A 17,089-nucleotide genomic window follows, 5' to 3' on the forward strand; every position below is an offset into this window, starting at 1 on the left:
CGCTCAGACCTGGGCGGTCGCCCCGCTCTTCGGCTGCGGCGCCGCCGGCTCGCCGCGGCGCAGCCGGTCCTTGCCGGTGAACAGCACGATCGGCGCCGCGATGAAGATGGAGGAGGAGGTGCCGACGATGACGCCGAAGGTCATCACCCAGGCGAAGCCCGCCAGCGCCGGCCCGCCGAACAGCGCCAGCGGCACCGAGCAGAGCAGCAGCGTCATCGAGGTGCCGACGGTGCGGTTCAGCGTCTCGTTGATCGAGAGGTCTACCAGCTCCCGCAGCGGCATCTGTTTGTACTTGCGCAGGTTCTCCCGCATCCGGTCGAACACCACCACCTTGTCGTTCACCGTGAAGCCGATGATGGTGAGGATGGCCGCGACCGTGGCCAGGTTGAACTCGATCCCGGTCAGCACCATGAAGCCGACCGCCTTGGTGGTGTCGAGCGTCAGGGTGATGATGGCGGCGACGGCGAACTGCCACTCGAAGCGGAACCAGATGTAGAGCAGCATCGCCAGGAAGGAGAGGCCGAGGGCGATCATGCCGCCGCGGAACAGCTCGTCTGACACGCGGTTGCCCACCGCCTCGACGCGCAGGATGCGGGCGCCGGGCGCCACCTCCTCCAGCGCCGTCCGCACGGCGCTGACCGCCTGCTGAGTGCCGGCTTCCTCCGCCTGGACGGGCAGGCGGACCAGCACGGTATGGGGGTCGCCGAATTCCTGCAGCCCCACCTCGCCGAGGCCGAGCCCCGCGGTCGCCGCCCGCATCCGCGCCAGGTCGGCGCGGTCGGGCGTGCGCACCTCCATGATGATGCCGCCGCGGAAGTCGATGCCCTTCTCGAGGCCCGGATAGATCGCGCCGATGACCGCGGCGGTGGAGATGACCGCCGAGACCAGGATGCCGATCCGCGCCCCGCGCATGAAGGGGATGCGGGTGCCGTCCGGCACCACCCGGAACAGCGGCCGGGCGAGCCGGCCGAACAGGCCACGCCCGGTGCCGGCCACCGGCAGCTCCTTCGGCCGCTTCCAGCGGTACCAGGTGGAGACCATCAGCCGCACCAGCGTGGTCGCGGTCCACATCTGGATGATGGTGCCGATCGCCACCGTCACCGCGAAGCCGCGGATCGGCCCGCTGCCGAAGGCGTAGAGGCAGGCCATGGCGATCAGGTTGGTCAGGTTGCTGTCGATGATGGTGCCGCGGGCGCGGGTGAAGCCGGCCTCCAGCGCGCTGACCGGCGGTCGACCGTTCCTCACCTCCTCACGGATCCGTTCGTTGATCAGGATGTTGGCGTCCACCGCCGTGCCCAGGGTGAGCACGATGCCGGCGATGCCGGGCAGCGTCAGCGTCGCCTCCAAAAGGGAGAGCGCCGCCATCAGCAGCACGATGTTCACCACCAGCGCGAGGTTGGCGAACCAGCCGAACAGGCCGTAGGCGAAGCCCATGTAGAGCAGCACCAGGCTGGCGCCGACCGCGAGGGTGATCATGCCGGCGCGGATCGCGTCCGCCCCGAGTTCCGGCCCGACCGTACGCTCCTCCACCACCGTCAGCGGCGCCGGCAGGGCGCCGGCGCGCAGCAGCACGGCGAGGTCGTTGGCGGTGCGGACGGTGAACTGGCCGCTGATCTGCCCGCGTCCGCCGGTGATCGGCTCGCGGATCACCGGCGCGGTGATCACCCGCTCGTCCAGCACGATGGCGAAGGGGCGGCCGACATTCTGCCGCGTCACCTCGGCGAAGCGGCGGGTGCCGATCGAGTCGAAGGCGAAATTCACCACCCATTCGCCGGTGCGGGGGTCCTGCCCGGCGCGGGCATCAGTGAGGTTGGCCCCGTCCACCTCCACCCGCCGGCGGACGGCGTAGCGCTCCTCGCCCCGCTCGCCGGGGAGGAACATCACCCCGGGCGGCGGGGTGGCCGCCATGGGATTCGCCGTCTCGTCCAGCAGGTGGAAGGTCATCCGGGCGGTCCGGCCCAGGAGCTGCTTGATCCGGTCCGGATCGTCCACGCCCGGAAGCTGCACCAGGATGCGGTTCTGCCCCTGCCGCGCGATCAGGGGCTCCACCACCCCGGTCTCGTCGATGCGGCGGCGGACGATCTCGATGGACTGCTCGACGGCGTTGGTCGCCTTGGCGCGCAGCCCGGCCTCGGTCAGCGTCGCGGTGATGGTGCCGTCGGGGGCGGCGCTCACCTCGAGGTCGGGCACCGAGCCGCCCATGCCGGTCGGGATAGGGTTGGCGAGTTCGCGCACCAGCCGCACCGCCTCCTGCGCCTGGGCGGGGTCGCGCACCCGGAAGGAGGCGCGGCGCGCGGCCGGGTCGGTGGACAGGTTCACATAGCCGATGTTGGCGGCGCGCAGCCGGGTGCGGGTGCCGTCGGCGATACTGTCGAGCCGCTCGCGCACCACCGCCTCGGTGTCCACCTCGAGCAGCAGGTAGGAGCCGCCGCGGAGGTCGAGGCCAAGGGAGAAGGTGCGCGCCCAGCTCGGCAGGTCGGCACGCGGGAACAGGTTCGGCAGGGCGAAGAGCGCCCCGATCAGCACGATGGCGAGGATCGTGGCCGACTTCCAGCGCGGGAAGAACATCATGGAGGCTTGTCCACCCTCAGGGGGGCGGCCCCCCTTGCAAAGAGGCCCGGAATGTGACCGCCGGGGGGCGGGTATGCAAGCCCGCGGGCGGGCTGCTAGACCCCGCCCGGTCCCGGTTCGGGAAGGGGCGGATGCGGCTCAGGATCGGCGTTCTCGGGGTGGGGCATTTCGGGCGCTTCCATGCGCTGAAGCTCGCCGCGCGGGGCTGCCTCGCCGGGGTGCACGACACCGACCCCGCCCGCGCCGCCGCCGTGGCAGCCGAGCTGGGTGTCCCGGCGCTCGGTGCCGAGGCGCTGATCGCCGCCAGCGAGGCGGTGGTGGTTGCGGCGCCGACCCGCTTCCACCACGCCCTGGCGATGCGGGCGATCGCGGCCGGGCGCCACCTGCTGGTGGAGAAGCCGCTCGCCGCCACCATGGCCGAGGCGGAGGAGATCGCCGCCGCCGCCCAGGCCCGTGGCCTGGTGCTGCAGGTGGGCCATATCGAGCGCTACTCCGCCGCCATCCGGGCGCTGCGCGACAGTGGCGCCGGGCGCGGCGCGCTCGCCTACGAGGCGACCCGCGTCGCCCCCTTCCGGCCGCGCGCGCTGGACGTCTCGGTGGTGCTGGATCTGATGATCCACGACCTCGACCTGGTGCTGGCCCTGGCCGACGCCCCGCTGGCCGAGGTGCGGGCGGTGGGGGCGCGGGTGATGTCCGGCCACCCGGATTTCGCGGTGGCGCAGCTTGGCTTCGCCAACGGTGCCGCGGCGACGGTGACCGCCAGCCGGATCAGCGCCGGGTTCGAGCGGCGCCTTCGGGTGCTGGGGCCGGAGGGGGAGATGCGGGTGGACTTCCTCGCCCGCAGTCTGGAGGTGCTGCGGCCGGGGAAGGGGGGGGAGCAGGTGGCCGCCATGCCCGGCTGGGGGCTGGAGCGCGGCACCTGGGTCGAGCATGACAGCCTGGAGGCGGAGCAGGCCGCCTTCCTCGCCAGCGTGGCCGAGGGCGCGCCGGTGGAGGCGGATGCGACGGTCGGGCTGCGGGCGCTGGACGCGGCGCTGCGCGTGGAGCGGGCGATCGCCGCCGGGAGCGCATCGTAATACCGGATTCCGGAGTAAGCGCGACCCGCGCCCGCAGGGCCGCGAGCCTCTCTGGTGGTGCGGCTGTCCGGCATGGTGGGCGCGACCCGCGCCCGCAGGGCCGCGAGGCTTGGCATAAGGGGTCGAGCCCTGGGGGCTCAACCCTCCGCCACCTCCAGCACCGCCTGCGCCGCGGCGGCGCTCGGCACGCCCTCGGGCGGGCGCAGCCGCGCCAGCGCCTCGGCGAAGCCCAGGCGCTGGGCGACGGCGAGGCACGGCTCCTCCATCGGGCGCAGCAGCGCCTCGGCCAGCGCTTCCGGCGTGCAGGCCTCCTGCAGCCGCTCCGGCACCACCTCCCGCTCCACCAGCAGGTTCACCAGCGAGGCGTGCGGCACCCGGATCAGCCGGCGGACGATCGCCGCGGTCAACGGGTTGACCCGGTAGGCGACCACGTGCGGGATGCCGGCCAGCGCCATCTCCAGACTGGAGGTGCCGGACTTGACCAGCCCCGCCCCGCCGCCCGCCGCCACGGCGGCGAAGGCGTCATGCTTCTCCGCCATCTCCGTCACCAGGATCGGCGCCGCGGGCCAGCCCCGGGCGGCGGCCTCCACCGCCTCGCGCACCAGCGCCCCCACCGCCACCACCGGGCGGAGCCCCGGCGCCCGCCGCGCCGCCAGGTGCAGCGCCGCCCCGAACACCGGGAGCAGCCGCCGCACCTCGGTCCGGCGGCTGCCGGGCATGACGATGACCGGGCGCTCTCCCTCCCCGATCCCGTGCCGGGCGTGGAAGCGGGCGGCGTCGCCGGCGTCGGCGCCGCTCTCCAGCACCGGATGGCCGACGAAGCTGACGGGGATCCCGGCCGCTTCGAAGAAGGGGGGCTCGAAGGGCAGGAGGGCGAGAATGCGGTCCACCCGCTCCGCCAGCCTGCGCACCCGGCCCGGGCGCCAGGCCCAGAGCTGCGGCGCAACGTAGTGCACCACCTTCACCCCCGCCGGCCGCACCCGCCCGGCGAGGCGCAGGGTGAAGCTCGGCGCGTCGATGGTGACGAGCACCGCCGGGCGGCGGGCGAGGATGTCCGCCTCGGCCTCGCGCATCCGCCGGGCCAGGCGGCGGAGGTTCGGCAGCACCTCCAGCAGCCCCATCAGCGCCAGCTCCCGCATCGGGAACAGGCTGGCGAGGCCCTGCTCCGCCATGCGCTCCCCGCCGACCCCGGCAAAGGCGATCTCCGGGCGGCGCTGGCGCAGCGCGGCCATCAGCCGGGCGCCGAGGATGTCGCCCGAAGCCTCCCCGGCGCAGATCCAGACCAGCACCGCCGACGCCTCAGGCGAATTCGGCCGGCAGGGGCGGCGGAAAGGGCTGGTGCGGCCAGTCGCGGTGGTTGCGCACCGCGCCCCCCTCCCGCACCGCGGCGATGCGCGCGGGATCGAGGGTGCAGAACACCCAGCCCGGCGCGTCCAGCGCGCCCCGGGCCAGCACCCCGTCCTCCGGGAAGCCGCGGTCCACCGGGCCGAAGACGCCGGCGAAGCCGCGATTGACGTCGAGCGCCGCCGACCACGGCGCCTCGCCCACCGTCGGCGTGATGGCGACGTAGCACTGGTTCTCCATCGCCCGCGCCTGGGCGGCGATGCGCACCCGGTTGAAGCCGTGCATCGTGTCGGTGCAGGCCGGGGCCAGCACCAGCCAGGCGCCGGCCTCCACCTGGGCGCGCACGTGCTTCGGGAACTCCACGTCGTAGCAGATGGAGACGCCGATCCGCCCCCAGGGGGTGTCGAACACCGCCGGCGGGGCGCCGGCGGAGATGCCCCAGCGCTCGCGCTCGAAGCGCGTCATCATGCGCTTGTCCTGGAAGGCGAGGCGCCCCTCCGGGTCCAGCAGCGGGGCGCGGTTCACCACCCGCCCGTCCCCGGCCCGCACCGGCAGGCTGCCGGCCAGCAGCCAGACGCGGTGGCGCCGCGCCGCCTCGCGCATGGCGGCGAGCACCGCCTCCGCCGCGCCGACCATGGCGGCGAGTTCCGCGGCCTCGTCGGGCATGGCGGTGGGGGCGAGGGCGGCGCCGAGCTCGACGCAGGCGTATTCCGGCAGCACCAGCAGGTCGGCGCGGCCTTCCGCGCCGGCGATCCAGCGGTCGAGCTTCGCCGCCCAGGCGGCGACGCCCTCCGGCCGCTCCACCGGGTATTGCAGCAGGCCCAGGCGGAGCGGGCGCGCGGCGGCGCGGGCCATCCGCTCAGCCCTTCCCGCCCTCGAGCGGGTCCTTCAGCCAGAAGGAGAGGCGATGCGGCGTCTCCTCCGCCTGGCCGATCTCCTTCCAGGAGAGGGTGCAGGCGATGTCCGGCCGCGGCACGTAGCCGCGCCGGCGCCAGAAGGCGTCGAGCGGGACGTGGCCGGGCGGCCGGCGCGGATCGTCCGGGTCCCGCACCACGGCGCAGAAGCAGGCGGCCGGCAGGCCGAGGCGGCGCGCATGCGCCTCCCGCGCCGTGAAGAAGCCGACCCCGGCGCCGCGGCCGCGCCAGGCCGGCAGCAGCACCGACTCGCCGAAATAGCAGAAGCGCGCCGGATCGAGGCCGGCGCCGGCGAGCGCCCGGCGGAACTCCGCCGCCGCCTCCTGCATCGGCTGGCAGGTGGAGACGCCGACCGGCTCCTCCCCGTCGAAGGCGACCACCAGCGCGGCGCCGGGGCTGGTGGCGTAGCTCGCGAGGTAGCGCTCCTCATAGGCCATGTCGCCCTCGTAGAGGTAGGGCCACTCGCGGAACACGGCGATGCGCAGCCGCGCCAGCGCCGGCAGCAGCGGCGCGATGGCGGCGCCGGAGACGGTCTCCAGCCGCAGGGCAGGGGGGCTCATGCCGGGAGGGATAGGGTGGCGCCCGCCCCGGCGCAAATGCCGCGCCGGGGGGATGCGCGCCCGGCCCTCTCAGCCCCGGCCCGCCGCGGCGATCCCGGCCTGCTCCCGCGCGCTGGCGAGGAAGGCGTCGAGCCCCTTCTCCACCGCCGCGCGGTCGAGGTCGCGCAGGATGAACACCAGGCGGGACCGGCGATCCTCCCGCCCGTCCTCCCCCCGCGGCCAGGCGGCGAGCCGCACCGGGGGATGGAACAGGTGCTGCACGCCGTGGATGGCGACCGGCCGCTCCTCCCCCTGCAGGTGCAGGATGCCCTTGACGCGCAGCACGCTCTCGCCGCGGGTCATGGCCAGCACCTCGAGCCAGGTGGCGAGGCCGTCCCAGGGCAGGGGCTCCTCGAAGGTGAGGCAGAAGGCGCGGATGCGCGCGTCGTGCCGGTTCGGGTCGTGGTGATGCCCGTGCGCATGGGCCGCCCCGGCCTCCGCCGCCAGCCAGCGCGCCACCTCCGGCGCCTTGCCCGCGGCGTCGAACGGGCCGCAGCCGAGCAGCGCCGCGGGCGCGATCTCCCCCCGCACCGCCTCGAGCAGCGGCGCGCCGGGATTGAGCGCGGCGAGGCGCGCGCGCAGCGCCGCCACCCGGTCCGGGGCCGCGCGGTCGGTCTTGGTGAGCACCAGCCGGTCGGCGACCGCGGCCTGCTTCACCGCCTCGGGCTGCGCGTCCAGCGTGGCCATGCCGGCCACCGCGTCCACCAGCGTCACCACGCCGTCGAGGCGGAAATGCCGCAGCAGCAGCGGCTCGGCCATCAGCGTCTGCAGGATCGGCGCCGGGTCGGCGAGGCCCGTGGTCTCGATCGCGACGCGCCGGAGGGGCCGGCCCGCCTCCATCCGCGCGGCGAGGCCGCGCAGCGCCCGCACCAGGTCGCCGCGCACGGTGCAGCAGAGGCAGCCGGCGTTGAGCAGCACCGTGTCCTCGTCCAGCGCCTCCACCAGCAGGTGGTCGAGGCCGATCTCGCCGAACTCGTTGACCAGCACGGCGGTGTCCGCCATGTCCGGATGCCTGAGCAGCCGGTTCAGCAGCGTGGTCTTGCCGGCGCCGAGGAAGCCGGTGAGCAGGGTGACGGGAACCGGCGTCATCGCCCGTACAGCGCCTCCGGATCGGCCTCGGGCGCGGCGATGGCGGCGAGCTCGCCGTCGCGCAGCGCCTGGAAGAAGCAGGTGCGCCGCCCGGTGTGGCAGGCGACGCCGTGCTGGTCCACGAGCGCGAGCAGCGTGTCGCCGTCGCAGTCGAGGCGGAGATCCACCAGGCGCTGCACCTGGCCCGAGGTCTCGCCCTTGCGCCACAGCCCGCCGCGGCTGCGGGAGAAGTAGCAGACGCGGCCGGTCGCCAGCGTCTCCTCCACCGCCTCGCGGCTCATCCAAGCCATCATCAGCACCTCGCCCGTGTCGTGCTGCTGGGCGATGCAGGGCACGAGGCCGCGCTCGTCGAAGCGGATGGCGGCGATCAGCCGCCCGCGCAGGGCAGCGTCGGCGACCTGGCAGGGCGCTTGGGACATGCGGAACCTCCTCGGACGATATAATGTATCTCTCTGCGGCCGCGAGAGGAGGAACCGCATGGCACGCACGGTGGAGGCGGTGCTGGACCACGCCGCGGCGGCCTGCGCCCGGCGCGGGGCGCAGCTCACCCCGCTGCGGCGGGAGGTGCTGCGCCTGGTGCTGGAGGCGGAAGGGCCGGTCGGTGCCTACGCCCTGCTCGACCGGCTGAAGGAGACGCGCGCCGGTGCCGCGCCGCCCACCGTCTACCGCGCGCTCGACTTCCTGCTGGAGCAGGGGCTGATCCACAAGGTGGAGCGGCTGAACGCCTTCGTCGGCTGCGCCGAGGCGCCGCACGGCCATGCCGGGGCGGGGGACGGGCATGGGCATCCGCACCAGTTCCTGATCTGCCGCCGCTGCGGCGCCACCACCGAGATCAGCGACGCGGCGGTGACGCAGGCCCTGGCCGCGGCCGCCGGCCGCGCCGGCTTCGTCCTGCACGGCGCCACGGTGGAGGCCGAGGGGCTCTGCGCCCGCTGCGCGCAGGGCTGACGCCCGGCGCGCGCGAAGGCGCCCGGCGGCGCCGGGCGCCTCAGCCTCAGCCTTCCAGCCGCCGCAGGCCCTGCTCCAGATCCGCGATGAGGTCGGCCGGATCCTCGAGCCCGATGTGGAAGCGCGCCATCGGCCCGCCGAAATCGCCGGTGCCGGCGGTGCGGGTGATGAAGCCGGTGGTGGGCAGGGCCAGGCTCTCATACCCGCCCCAGCTCGCGCCGATGCCGAACAGGCGGAGGCCGTCTATGCAGCGCATCACGTCCTCCATCGCGTAGCGGGGCTGGAACACCACGCCGAACAGGCTGCAGGCACCGGTGAAGTCGCGCCGCCACAGGTGGTGCTGCGGGTGCGAGGGCAGGGCCGGGTGCAGCACCCTCAGCACCTCGGGCCGCCCGGCGAGCCAGCGCGCCACCTCGAGCCCGCTCGCCTCCTGGCGCTGCAGCCGCACCGCGAGGGTGCGGACGCCGCGCAGCGCCAGCCACACATCGTCCGGCGAGGCGTACTGGCCGAGCTGCGAGGCGGCACCGCGCACCGCCTTCCAGTCCTCCTCGCCGTTGACGGTGACGCTGCCGAGCAGGATGTCGGAATGCCCGCCGACATACTTGGTCAGCGCCTGGATCGAGACGTCCACCCCGTGCCGGAAGGGCTGGAAGTGGTGGATGCCCCAGGTGTTGTCCATCAGCACCTTCGCCCCGGCCGCATGGGCGGCGCGGGCGATGGCGGGGATGTCCTGGATCTCGAAGGTGTGGCTGCCGGGGCTCTCGGTATAGACCACGCGCGTGTTCGGGCGGATCAGGGCGCGCATTCCCGCCTCGTCCACGCAGGGGTCGTAATAGGTGGTCTCGATCCCCCAGCCCTTCAGCAGCCCGTCGCAGAGGCTGCGCGCGGGACCGTAGACGCTGTCCGGCACCAGGCAGTGGTCGCCGGCCTTGAGGTAGGCAAGCAGCGGCACGGCCACGGCGGCGAGGCCGGTGCCGACGATCAGGCAGCGCGTGCCGCCCTCGATCTCGGCCACCACGTCCTCGAGCGCGTAGTGGGTCGGCCCGCCCTGGGTGCCGTAGGTCATCACCTGGTCGTAGCGGTGCTTTGCCGCCTCGCGCCGGTGCAGGCAGTTCTCGTACAGCACGGTGGAGCCGCGGTGCACCGGCGGGTTGACGAAGCCATAGGCCCGGGTGCCGGCCCGGCCGGCATGGCTCATGCGGGTGGCGAAGCCCTGGCCGGGGTGCTTGGGGGAGGAATCGTCGGGCATCAGGCGGTCACCTTCGGGGTCTCGGGCCGGCTGGCCCATTCGGTCCAGGATCCGTCGTAGACGGCAGCCTCGGGGAAGCCGGCGCGCTTCAGGCCGAGGGCGAGGATGCAGGCGGTGACGCCGCTGCCGCAGGAGGTCACCACCGGCTGCTCCTGCGTGACGCCCGCCCCCTCGAACAGGCGGCGCAGCGCGGTGGGGTCCTTCATGGTCTGGTCGGGGTTCAGCAGCTCCGTATAGGGCAGGCTGACCGCGCCGGGCATGTGGCCGGAGGGCAGGTCGGGGCGCGGCTCGGGCGCCGTGCCGTCGAAGCGCCCCTTGGCGCGGGCGTCGAGGATCAGCGCCCCGCCCCCGCCCTGGCGGACGATGCGCTTGACGTCGCCGATGCCCCGGATGCGCTCGGCCTGGAAGTCGGGCACGAAGTGGGCGGGAGGGGGGGCGGGCGGCTCTCCGGCTTCGGTGGGGCGGCCCTCCTTCACCCATTTCGGCAGGCCGCCATCCAGCACCGCCGCGCGCTCATGGCCGAACAGGCGCATCAGCCACCAGCCGCGCGCCGCGCTGGCGAGGCCCTTCTGGTCATAGAACACCACCCGCGAGGCGTTGGAGACGCCGAGCGCCCCCATCAGCCGCGCGAAGCGCCCCGCGGTCGGGGCCATGTGCGGCAGGTCGGTGTCGGGATCGGCGATCTCGTCGATGTCGAAGTAGCGGGCGCCGGCGATGCGGGCCTCGCGGAATTTCGCGCGCCCGTCGAAGGGCTCGTTCGGCAGGTATTTGGTGGCGTCGAAGACGACGAGGTCGGGGCTGCCGAGCTCCGCCGCCAGCCATTCCGTGGAAACCAGCTCGTCCATGGCGTTCACTCCCCGACCAGCGCGACATAGACGCGCCGGTTCTGCCTGCCCTTGCTCTCCAGCTTCGTCACCGCGACCTGCCCGATCTCCCGCGTCGAGCGCACATGCGTCCCGCCGCAGGGCTGCAGGTCCACGGGCGCCGCCTCGGGGCCGATGCGGATCAGGCGGATGCGCCCGGCGCCGCGCGGCGGCTGCACGGAAAGGGTGCGCACCAGGCCCGGGCTGGCGTCGAGCTCGGCCTCCTCGATCCAGCGCTCGCCCACCGGGTGGTCGGCGGCGATCAGGGCGTTCAGCCGCTCCGTCAGCCATTCCTTCGCCGGCGGGTCCGGCAGGTCGAAGTCGAGGCGCGACCGTTCGGCGCCGATCTGCCCGCCGGTGACGCCGGCACCCGGGATCAGGCTGCACAGCAGGTGCAGGGTGGTGTGCATGCGCATGTGCCGGTGGCGCCGTGCCCAGTCCAGCACCGCGACCACCTCGGCGCCCATAGGAGGCAGGGCCGCGCCCGCCGCGGGCAGGTGCAGCACGCTCTCCCCCGGCCCCTTCACGGCGTTGGCGACGGGCATCTCGCCCCCCGCCCAGCGCAGCAGGCCGGCATCGCCGGGCTGGCCGCCGGCCTGGGGGTAGAAGACGGAGCGGTCGAGCACCACGCCCTCCGGCCCGGCGGCGAGCACCCGGGCGGCGCATTCGCTTGCATAGGCATCGGCGCGGTAGAGCGGTTCGGTCGGCATGGCCCCGTTCATCGCCCGGCCCGCCCCCCGCCGGCAAGGCGGGGGAGGGGGATCAGGCCCATTCGCGCCGCAGCCTCTCCCGGTGCTGGCGCAGCCAGTGGAGGCAGACCGCGGCGGTCACGTTCTCGATCCGGTTGGCGTCGAGGGCGGCGAAAGCCTCCGCCGCCGGCAGGATCAGCAGTCGGGTGTCCTCGTTCTCGGCAGATAGGCCGTGGGTGCCGGCCTCCCCGGGCGGGGGGAGGGAGACCCGGGCGGCGTAGTAGAACATCACCTCGTCGCAGCCGCCCTGCATCAGCATGAAGCGCCCGATCCGCTCGAAGCGGTCCGGGCGGAGGCCGGTCTCCTCCGCGATCTCCCGGCGCGCCGCCGCCTCCGGGTCCTCCTCCGGCTCCAGCAGGCCGGCGGCGCATTCGATCATCACCGGGCCGAGTCCGGCGGCCAGGGCCGGCAGGCGGAACTGCTCGATCAGCGCCACCGCATCGGCCACCGGGTCGTAGGGGAGGATGGCCACGCCGCGGCCGCGGCGCCACATCTCCCAGGTGAGTTCGCCGGACTGGGTGCCGTCGAAGCGCGTGTAGCGGAACCGCACGCGCTGCAGCGGGAAACGGCCGTCCCAGACCACCGCGTCGTCGAGGATGGTGAGGCCGGGATGCGCCGGCACGGGCGGCGCCTTCGCTGGTCTGGCTTTCATGCGGCGCGGACCCTAGCCTTGGGGCGGAACGCCGTCCATGCGCACAATCCCAGATCTCGCCTCGCTCCGGCGCAGCCGGCGCCGCGCCGTCCTCCTCGTGCTCGGGGCGGCGGCGGTGTTCTCGATCGCCGCGGCCTTCGTCAAGGGGCTGGGCGGGGAGGTGCCGCTCGCCCAGGTGGTGTTCTGCCGCAACCTCTTCGCGATTCCCGTGCTGCTGCCGCTGCTGCTTGCCCAGGGCGGCGTCCGGGCGCTGCGCACCAGCCGGCCGGGGCTGCACCTGGCGCGGCTCGCCGCCGGGCTGATGGGCATGTTCGGCGCCTTCTACGGCTACGCCCACCTGCCGCTGGCGACGGTGACGGCGCTCGGCTTCACCATGCCGCTGTTCCTGACGCTGCTCTCCGTGCCGCTGCTCGGGGAGCGCGTCGGGCCGCGGCGCGGCGCGGCGGTCGCCGTCGGCTTCGCCGGCGTGCTGCTGATGACCGGCCCCTTCGACGGCCATGGCGACCTCACGGCCATGGGCGTCGTGCTGCTCGGCGCCCTCGGCTGGGCGCTGGCGATGATCACCATCCGCCGCATGGGCGCGGCCGGGGAGAGCAATGTCGCGATCGTGCTGTGGTTCGCGATCGGCTCGGCCGTGGTGTCGGGGCTGCTCTGCCTGCCGGTCTGGGTCTGGCCGAGTCCCGGTCAATGGATGCTGCTGATCGGCACCGGCGTGGTCTCGGCGCTGGCCCAGATCATGATGACCGAGGGCTACCGGCGCGGCGAGCCGACCCTGCTCGCGCCCTTCGAGTATTCCGCCATCCTCTGGACCACGCTGATGGGAGTGCTGCTCTGGGCCGAGCTGCCGGACGGGTGGGATTTCGCCGGCATTGCGGTGCTGATCGCCTCGGGCCTCTATATCTGGCGCCGCGAGGTGGCGCTCGGGATTCGGCGGTGAGGTGGCGCTGGTGGCCCCATCCCCTTGTCCGCGGGGCAGATCCGCGTTTCCCGGTGATTCCAGGTCCCCGCGATCTGCCCTAGGCTTGCCGCCGTGAATCATACCGACCCCCTTCCCGGGCGCGGGGACCGCGAGGCGGAGGACGACGCCTTCCTGCAGGGCCTTGGTCGGCGCCTGCGCACCCTCCGCGCGCGGCGCGGCGTGACCCGGCGCGACCTGTCGCGGCGCAGCGGCGTCTCGGAGCGCCACATCGCGCAGCTCGAATCGGGTCAGGGCAACATCTCTGTGCTGCTGCTGCGCCGCATCGCCCGCGCGCTCGGCATCGGCATCGAGGAGCTGGTGGCCGAGCGGGCGGAGCGCACGGTGGAGCGGATGCTGCTCGAGCAGATGGTCTCGCGCCTGCCGGAGGCGCAGCTCGCCGAGGCGCGGGGGCTGCTGCAGCGCCATCTCGGGCGGCACGAGGCGCGCTCGCGCGGCCAGCGCCTGGCCCTGATCGGGCTGCGGGGAGCGGGGAAGTCCACCCTCGGGCGCAGGCTCGCCGACCGGCTCGGCATCCCCTTCGTCGAGCTCGACCGCGAGGTGGAGCGCGAGGGGCGGATGGAGCTTTCCGACATCTTCGCCCTGCAGGGGCAGGAAGGCTTCCGGAGGCTGGAACGCGCGGTGCTGGAGCGCCTGGTGCGGGAGGGCACGCGGGCGGTGATCGCCACCGGCGGCGGCATCGTCGCCGAGCCCGCCACCTTCGAGTTCCTGCTCGACACCTGCGTCACCGTCTGGCTGCGCGCCTCGCCCGAGGAGCACATGCGCCGCGTGGTGGCGCAGGGTGACACGCGGCCGATGCGCGACAACAGCCGCGCGATGGAGGATCTGCGCGCGATCCTGGCCAGCCGCGAGGCGCTCTACGCCAAGGCCGACTTCGTCGTGGACACGAGCGGCCGCAGCGAGGAGGAGAGCCTGGAGGCGCTGCTCGCGCTTCAGCCGGCGGTGGCGCCCGCCGCCTGAGCCAGCGCCGCCTCCGCCTCCAGCGCCGGGCGGAAGCGTTCCGGCACCGGGACGGGGCGCATCACCCTGTTGTCCACGAAGACGCAGGCCAGCCTGCCCTCGTAGACCAGCCGCGTCCCGCCATCGGCGCGGCCGGCGACAGCGAAGCGGAGGGAGGAGCCGCCGAGGCGGGTCAGCAGCACCGCGCTTTCCAGCGTGTCGCGCGGCGTGACCGGGCTGCGGAAGTCGAGCGAGGCGTGCACGAAGGGCGTGCCGATGCCGAGGTCGAGGTTCAGCTCGTACCAGCCCATGCCCATGCGCTCGACGAACCAGGCCTCCGTCGCCTCCATGGCGAAGTCGAGGAAGCGGGCGGTGTAGGCGATGTGCGCCGCATCCGTCTCCCCCCACAGGATGCGGCGGCGGTGGACGAAGGGCTCAGTAGGTCTCGACATGGAAGCGGCCCTGTTCGCGCATCCTGGTGCGCAGCGCGGGCCAGTCCAGCCCGTGCGCGGCGGCGATCTCCGCGAAGGCCGCGTCCACCCCCTCTTCCAGCCCCTTCAGGCCGCAGACGTAGATGTGGGTGCCCTCCCTGCGCAGCAGCGCGGCGAGGTCGCCGGCGCGCCGCAGCATGCGGTGCTGCACATACTCCTTCGCCCGGCCGGGCAGGCGGCTGTAGACCAGCTCCTGGTCGAGCAGCGTGGCCGGCAGCTTCTGCAGCGGGCCGAAATAGGGCAGCTCCTCCGGCGTGCGGGCGCCGAAGAACAGGTGCAGCCGCCCGCGCCCGTGCCCGCCGAGGCGGCGCCGCCGCTCGGTGAAGCCGCGGAAGGGCGCGGCGCCGGTGCCGGTGCAGATCATCACGATGTCGGCGTCCGGGTCGTCCGGCATCAGGAAGGTGGCGCCGAAGGGGCCGATCACCGGCACCGTCTCGCCAAGCTGGAGGTCGCAGAGCCAGTTGGAGGCGAGGCCGCGGAATGTCGTGCCGTCCGCGCGCGCCTCCACCACGCGCTTCACGGTCAGCGCCAGGTTGTTGGTGTTCGGCCGCTCCCCGTCGCGCGGGCTGCAGATGGAGTAGAGCCGCATCGCGTGCGGCCGCCCGTTGGCGTCCGTGCCCGGCGGCACGACGCCGATGCTCTGCCCCTCCAGCACCGGGAAGGGCTGGGTTCCGAAATCGAGGATGATGTGGTGCACGTCCGAGGAGGTGCCGGACTTGGTGACCCGGTAATTGCCCGTGACCCGCGCCATGGCGGGGGCGGCGCGGCCGAACAGGTTCACCCGCGGCTTGCTGGCCGAGGCCGGGGCGCGCGCGTACCCGCCCGCGCCGCGATGCGCGTCGGCGATCAGCGCCGCCGCCTCCTCGTCCAGCGCGTCCACCGCCTCCTCACCGGTCGGATCGGCGGGGCGCGGGGGCAGCTCGTGCCAGGAGAGCTGCTCCTCCAGGCTGAAGGGCCGCGTCACCCGGAACCAGTTGTCGATGGCGCCGGTCGGGCAGGGCGGTACGCAGTCCATGCAGGCGTTGCAGCGGGAGGGATCCACGACATAGTTGTTGTCGTCGTGGGTGATGGCGCCGATCGGGCAGGTCGCCTCGCAGGTGTTGCAGCGGATGCAGATCTCGGGATCGATGAGATGCTGCTTCAGCGTCGCGCCCACGGCGTCACCCCGCCTCAGCCCCAGAGCTTCACGTATTCGAAGTCGCCCGGCTTGTTGTCGATGCCGACCTTGGGCGGGGCGATCCAGGAGGCGAACTCGCCGGGCCGGCTCACCGGGCGCATCAGGCTCTCGATGAACAGGTTGTCGTCGGTCGAGGGCAGCCAGCGGTCGCGGCCCGCGGCCCATTCCGCGGCGGTGAGGACGCGACCTTCCGGATCGGCCTCGATGGCGGCGAACTCGCCGATCTTCCGGTTGAAGGCGACATGCGGCAGGCTCAGGCGGAAGGGGATGCCGGCCTTCTCGATCACCTTGTTCCAGCGGTTCACGCCGCCCTGGCAGTCCTGCACGAAGTCGTCGCGCAGCCGCATGTTGAGCGAGGAGAGGGCGGGGACCTCCTCCCGCACGATGGCGCCGTCGCGGCAGCGCAGCACCGGATAGGTGGCGTCCAGCAGGCGGTGGTCGTCCTCCAGCCTGTCCTCGCGGTAGCGGCCCTTCAGCCCGGCGTTGTAGGCGTTCGCCGCGTTGGTGGAGACCTCGCTGCCGAACAGGTCGAGCGTCAGAGAGAAGTGCAGGTTCATCTTCTTCTGCAGGGTCGGCAGGTCGATGACACCAAGCGCGCGCACCCGCTCGGTGTCGGCCGGGTCCTCGATGCCCGCCTCCCTCATGGCGGCGCAGGTCCGCTCGATGATGCGCTGCACCCCGGTCTCGCCCACGAACATGTGGTGGGCCTCCTCGGTCAGCATGAAGCGGCAGGTGCGCGAGAGCGGGTCGAAGCCCGACTGCGCCAGCGCCTCGAGCTGCATCTTGCCGTCGCGGTCGGTGAAGAAGGTGAACATGAAGAAGCTCACCCAGTCCGGCGTCGCCTCGTTGAAGGCGCCCAGCATGCGCGGGCTGTCCTGGCTGCCGCTGCGCCGGCGCAGCAGCTCCTCCGCCTCCTCGCGGCCGTCGCGGCCGAAATACTTCTGCAGCAGGTAGACCATGGCCCAGAGGTGCCGCCCCTCCTCCACGTTCACCTGGAACAGGTTGCGCATGTCGTAGAGGGAGGGCGCGGTCTTGCCGAGGTGGCGCTGCTGCTCGACGCTCGCCGGCTCGGTGTCGCCCTGGATGGTGATGAGGCGGCGCAGCATGCCGCGATACTCGCCCGGCACCTCCTGCCAGGCGGGTTCGCCCTTGTGCTGGCCGAAGCCGATCAGCCGTCCTTCCACCTTCGGCGCCAGCAGGATGCCCCATTTGTATTCGGGCATCCGCACGTAGTCGAACTTCGCCCAGCCCTTCGGGTCCACGGAGACGGCGGTGCGCAGATAGACCAGCGCCTCCTGGAAGCCTTCCGGCCCCATGTCCTTCCACCAGTCGATGTAGCCGGGATGCCAGGTCTCCAGCGCCTTGCGCACGCGGGCGTCGGCGTTGAGGTCCACGTTGTTGGGGATCAGGCCGTCGTAGTTGACGGTCAGGCCGTCGGGCATCGCTGTCCTC

The 17,089-nt window shown here is 73.5% G+C and carries 17 protein-coding genes; 4 read left to right on the forward strand and 13 right to left on the reverse strand.

Annotated features, from left to right (window positions below; genetic code table 11):
- Positions 1-3: 3 nt before the first annotated feature.
- Positions 4-2,571 (reverse strand): protein translocase subunit SecD, encoded by a 2,568-nt coding sequence (gene secD, locus ET526_RS08275; protein WP_135467218.1) that lies wholly within the window; start codon positions 2,569-2,571, stop codon positions 4-6.
- 131 nt (positions 2,572-2,702) lie between these two features.
- On the opposite strand from secD, the gene ET526_RS08280 reads away from it, so the two are divergent.
- Complete coding sequence (locus ET526_RS08280; RefSeq protein ID WP_135467219.1) at positions 2,703-3,647, forward strand: Gfo/Idh/MocA family protein; 945 nt, start codon at positions 2,703-2,705, stop codon at positions 3,645-3,647.
- Between the two features lie 137 nt (positions 3,648-3,784).
- On the opposite strand, the gene lpxB is transcribed toward ET526_RS08280, so the two are convergent.
- The 5 genes from lpxB to hisI all read right to left on the reverse strand — a co-directional run bounded on the left by lpxB (position 3,785) and on the right by hisI (position 8,012).
- Positions 3,785-4,936, reverse strand: a complete 1,152-nt coding sequence (lpxB, locus tag ET526_RS08285; RefSeq protein WP_135467220.1) for a lipid-A-disaccharide synthase — start codon at positions 4,934-4,936, stop codon at positions 3,785-3,787.
- A 10-nt stretch (positions 4,937-4,946) separates the two neighbouring features.
- Positions 4,947-5,846: a carbon-nitrogen hydrolase family protein gene (locus ET526_RS08290; RefSeq protein ID WP_135467221.1), complete on the reverse strand. Its 900-nt coding sequence runs from the start codon at positions 5,844-5,846 to the stop codon at positions 4,947-4,949.
- A gap of 4 nt (positions 5,847-5,850) precedes the next feature.
- Entirely contained in the window at positions 5,851-6,465 is a 615-nt protein-coding gene (locus ET526_RS08295; protein WP_135467222.1) for a GNAT family N-acetyltransferase, read from the reverse strand.
- A 69-nt stretch (positions 6,466-6,534) separates the two neighbouring features.
- Complete coding sequence (locus ET526_RS08300; RefSeq protein WP_135467223.1) at positions 6,535-7,593, reverse strand: CobW family GTP-binding protein; 1,059 nt, start codon at positions 7,591-7,593, stop codon at positions 6,535-6,537.
- The gene (gene hisI / locus ET526_RS08305) at positions 7,590-8,012 is read right to left on the reverse strand and encodes a phosphoribosyl-AMP cyclohydrolase (RefSeq protein WP_135467224.1); all 423 of its coding nucleotides are present in this window, start codon (positions 8,010-8,012) and stop codon (positions 7,590-7,592) included. The genes ET526_RS08300 and hisI overlap by 4 nt, the downstream gene beginning before the upstream one ends.
- Before the next feature lie 58 nt (positions 8,013-8,070).
- Here hisI and ET526_RS08310 point away from each other — a divergent pair, with 58 nt between their 5' ends.
- The gene (locus ET526_RS08310) at positions 8,071-8,541 is read left to right on the forward strand and encodes a transcriptional repressor (RefSeq protein ID WP_135467225.1); all 471 of its coding nucleotides are present in this window, start codon (positions 8,071-8,073) and stop codon (positions 8,539-8,541) included.
- 46 nt (positions 8,542-8,587) lie between these two features.
- Here ET526_RS08310 and metC read toward each other — a convergent pair whose 3' ends face one another.
- From metC to ET526_RS08330, 4 genes are read right to left on the reverse strand one after another with little or no spacing between them, the layout of a single operon-like run.
- Positions 8,588-9,790: a cystathionine beta-lyase gene (gene metC / locus ET526_RS08315; RefSeq protein ID WP_135467226.1), complete on the reverse strand. Its 1,203-nt coding sequence runs from the start codon at positions 9,788-9,790 to the stop codon at positions 8,588-8,590.
- Positions 9,790-10,635, reverse strand: a complete 846-nt coding sequence (locus ET526_RS08320; protein WP_135467227.1) for a sulfurtransferase — start codon at positions 10,633-10,635, stop codon at positions 9,790-9,792. The genes metC and ET526_RS08320 overlap by 1 nt, the downstream gene beginning before the upstream one ends.
- 5 nt (positions 10,636-10,640) lie before the next feature.
- A complete protein-coding gene (locus ET526_RS08325) occupies positions 10,641-11,363 on the reverse strand; it encodes an alanyl-tRNA editing protein (protein ID WP_135467228.1) in 723 nt (240 codons plus the stop codon).
- Between the two features lie 52 nt (positions 11,364-11,415).
- On the reverse strand, positions 11,416-12,054 hold the full coding sequence (locus ET526_RS08330; RefSeq protein ID WP_135467229.1) for an NUDIX domain-containing protein: 639 nt from the start codon (positions 12,052-12,054) through the stop codon (positions 11,416-11,418).
- A gap of 37 nt (positions 12,055-12,091) precedes the next feature.
- Here ET526_RS08330 and ET526_RS08335 point away from each other — a divergent pair, with 37 nt between their 5' ends.
- Both ET526_RS08335 and ET526_RS08340 read left to right on the forward strand, forming a co-directional pair.
- Positions 12,092-12,991, forward strand: coding sequence for a DMT family transporter (locus ET526_RS08335; RefSeq protein WP_135467230.1), 900 nt, complete (start codon positions 12,092-12,094; stop codon positions 12,989-12,991).
- Between the two features lie 93 nt (positions 12,992-13,084).
- Complete coding sequence (locus ET526_RS08340) at positions 13,085-13,990, forward strand: helix-turn-helix transcriptional regulator (protein WP_135467231.1); 906 nt, start codon at positions 13,085-13,087, stop codon at positions 13,988-13,990.
- On the opposite strand, the gene ET526_RS08345 is transcribed toward ET526_RS08340, so the two are convergent.
- From ET526_RS08345 to boxB, 3 genes are read right to left on the reverse strand one after another with little or no spacing between them, the layout of a single operon-like run.
- Positions 13,963-14,421 carry an acyl-CoA thioesterase gene (locus tag ET526_RS08345; protein WP_135467232.1) on the reverse strand — a complete coding sequence of 153 codons (459 nt, stop codon included), beginning with the start codon at positions 14,419-14,421 and terminating at the stop codon, positions 13,963-13,965. The two genes, ET526_RS08340 and ET526_RS08345, sit on opposite strands and share 28 nt — an antisense overlap.
- The gene (gene boxA / locus ET526_RS08350; RefSeq protein WP_135467233.1) at positions 14,405-15,616 is read right to left on the reverse strand and encodes a benzoyl-CoA 2,3-epoxidase subunit BoxA; all 1,212 of its coding nucleotides are present in this window, start codon (positions 15,614-15,616) and stop codon (positions 14,405-14,407) included. The genes ET526_RS08345 and boxA overlap by 17 nt, the downstream gene beginning before the upstream one ends.
- A 14-nt stretch (positions 15,617-15,630) precedes the next feature.
- Positions 15,631-17,079, reverse strand: a complete 1,449-nt coding sequence (gene boxB / locus ET526_RS08355) for a benzoyl-CoA 2,3-epoxidase subunit BoxB (protein ID WP_135467234.1) — start codon at positions 17,077-17,079, stop codon at positions 15,631-15,633.
- Positions 17,080-17,089 lie beyond the last annotated feature (10 nt).

Source organism: Crenalkalicoccus roseus (assembly GCF_004761865.1).
GTDB classification, from domain to species: Bacteria; Pseudomonadota; Alphaproteobacteria; order Acetobacterales; family Acetobacteraceae; genus Crenalkalicoccus; species Crenalkalicoccus roseus.

Bases quoted from the DNA above. Each gene is read 5' to 3' on its own strand.
- secD (WP_135467218.1), bottom strand. From the start codon at position 2,571: ATGATGTTCTTCCCGCGCTGGAAGTCGGCCACGATCCTCGCCATCGTG.
- ET526_RS08280 (WP_135467219.1), top strand. From the start codon at position 2,703: ATGCGGCTCAGGATCGGCGTTCTCGGGGTGGGGCATTTCGGGCGCTTC.
- ET526_RS08290 (WP_135467221.1), bottom strand. From the start codon at position 5,846: ATGGCCCGCGCCGCCGCGCGCCCGCTCCGCCTGGGCCTGCTGCAATAC.
- ET526_RS08295 (WP_135467222.1), bottom strand. From the start codon at position 6,465: ATGAGCCCCCCTGCCCTGCGGCTGGAGACCGTCTCCGGCGCCGCCATC.
- ET526_RS08300 (WP_135467223.1), bottom strand. From the start codon at position 7,593: ATGACGCCGGTTCCCGTCACCCTGCTCACCGGCTTCCTCGGCGCCGGC.
- hisI (WP_135467224.1), bottom strand. From the start codon at position 8,012: ATGTCCCAAGCGCCCTGCCAGGTCGCCGACGCTGCCCTGCGCGGGCGG.
- ET526_RS08310 (WP_135467225.1), top strand. From the start codon at position 8,071: ATGGCACGCACGGTGGAGGCGGTGCTGGACCACGCCGCGGCGGCCTGC.
- metC (WP_135467226.1), bottom strand. From the start codon at position 9,790: ATGCCCGACGATTCCTCCCCCAAGCACCCCGGCCAGGGCTTCGCCACC.
- ET526_RS08320 (WP_135467227.1), bottom strand. From the start codon at position 10,635: ATGGACGAGCTGGTTTCCACGGAATGGCTGGCGGCGGAGCTCGGCAGC.
- ET526_RS08325 (WP_135467228.1), bottom strand. From the start codon at position 11,363: ATGCCGACCGAACCGCTCTACCGCGCCGATGCCTATGCAAGCGAATGC.
- ET526_RS08330 (WP_135467229.1), bottom strand. From the start codon at position 12,054: ATGAAAGCCAGACCAGCGAAGGCGCCGCCCGTGCCGGCGCATCCCGGC.
- ET526_RS08335 (WP_135467230.1), top strand. From the start codon at position 12,092: ATGCGCACAATCCCAGATCTCGCCTCGCTCCGGCGCAGCCGGCGCCGC.
- ET526_RS08345 (WP_135467232.1), bottom strand. From the start codon at position 14,421: ATGTCGAGACCTACTGAGCCCTTCGTCCACCGCCGCCGCATCCTGTGG.
- boxB (WP_135467234.1), bottom strand. From the start codon at position 17,079: ATGCCCGACGGCCTGACCGTCAACTACGACGGCCTGATCCCCAACAAC.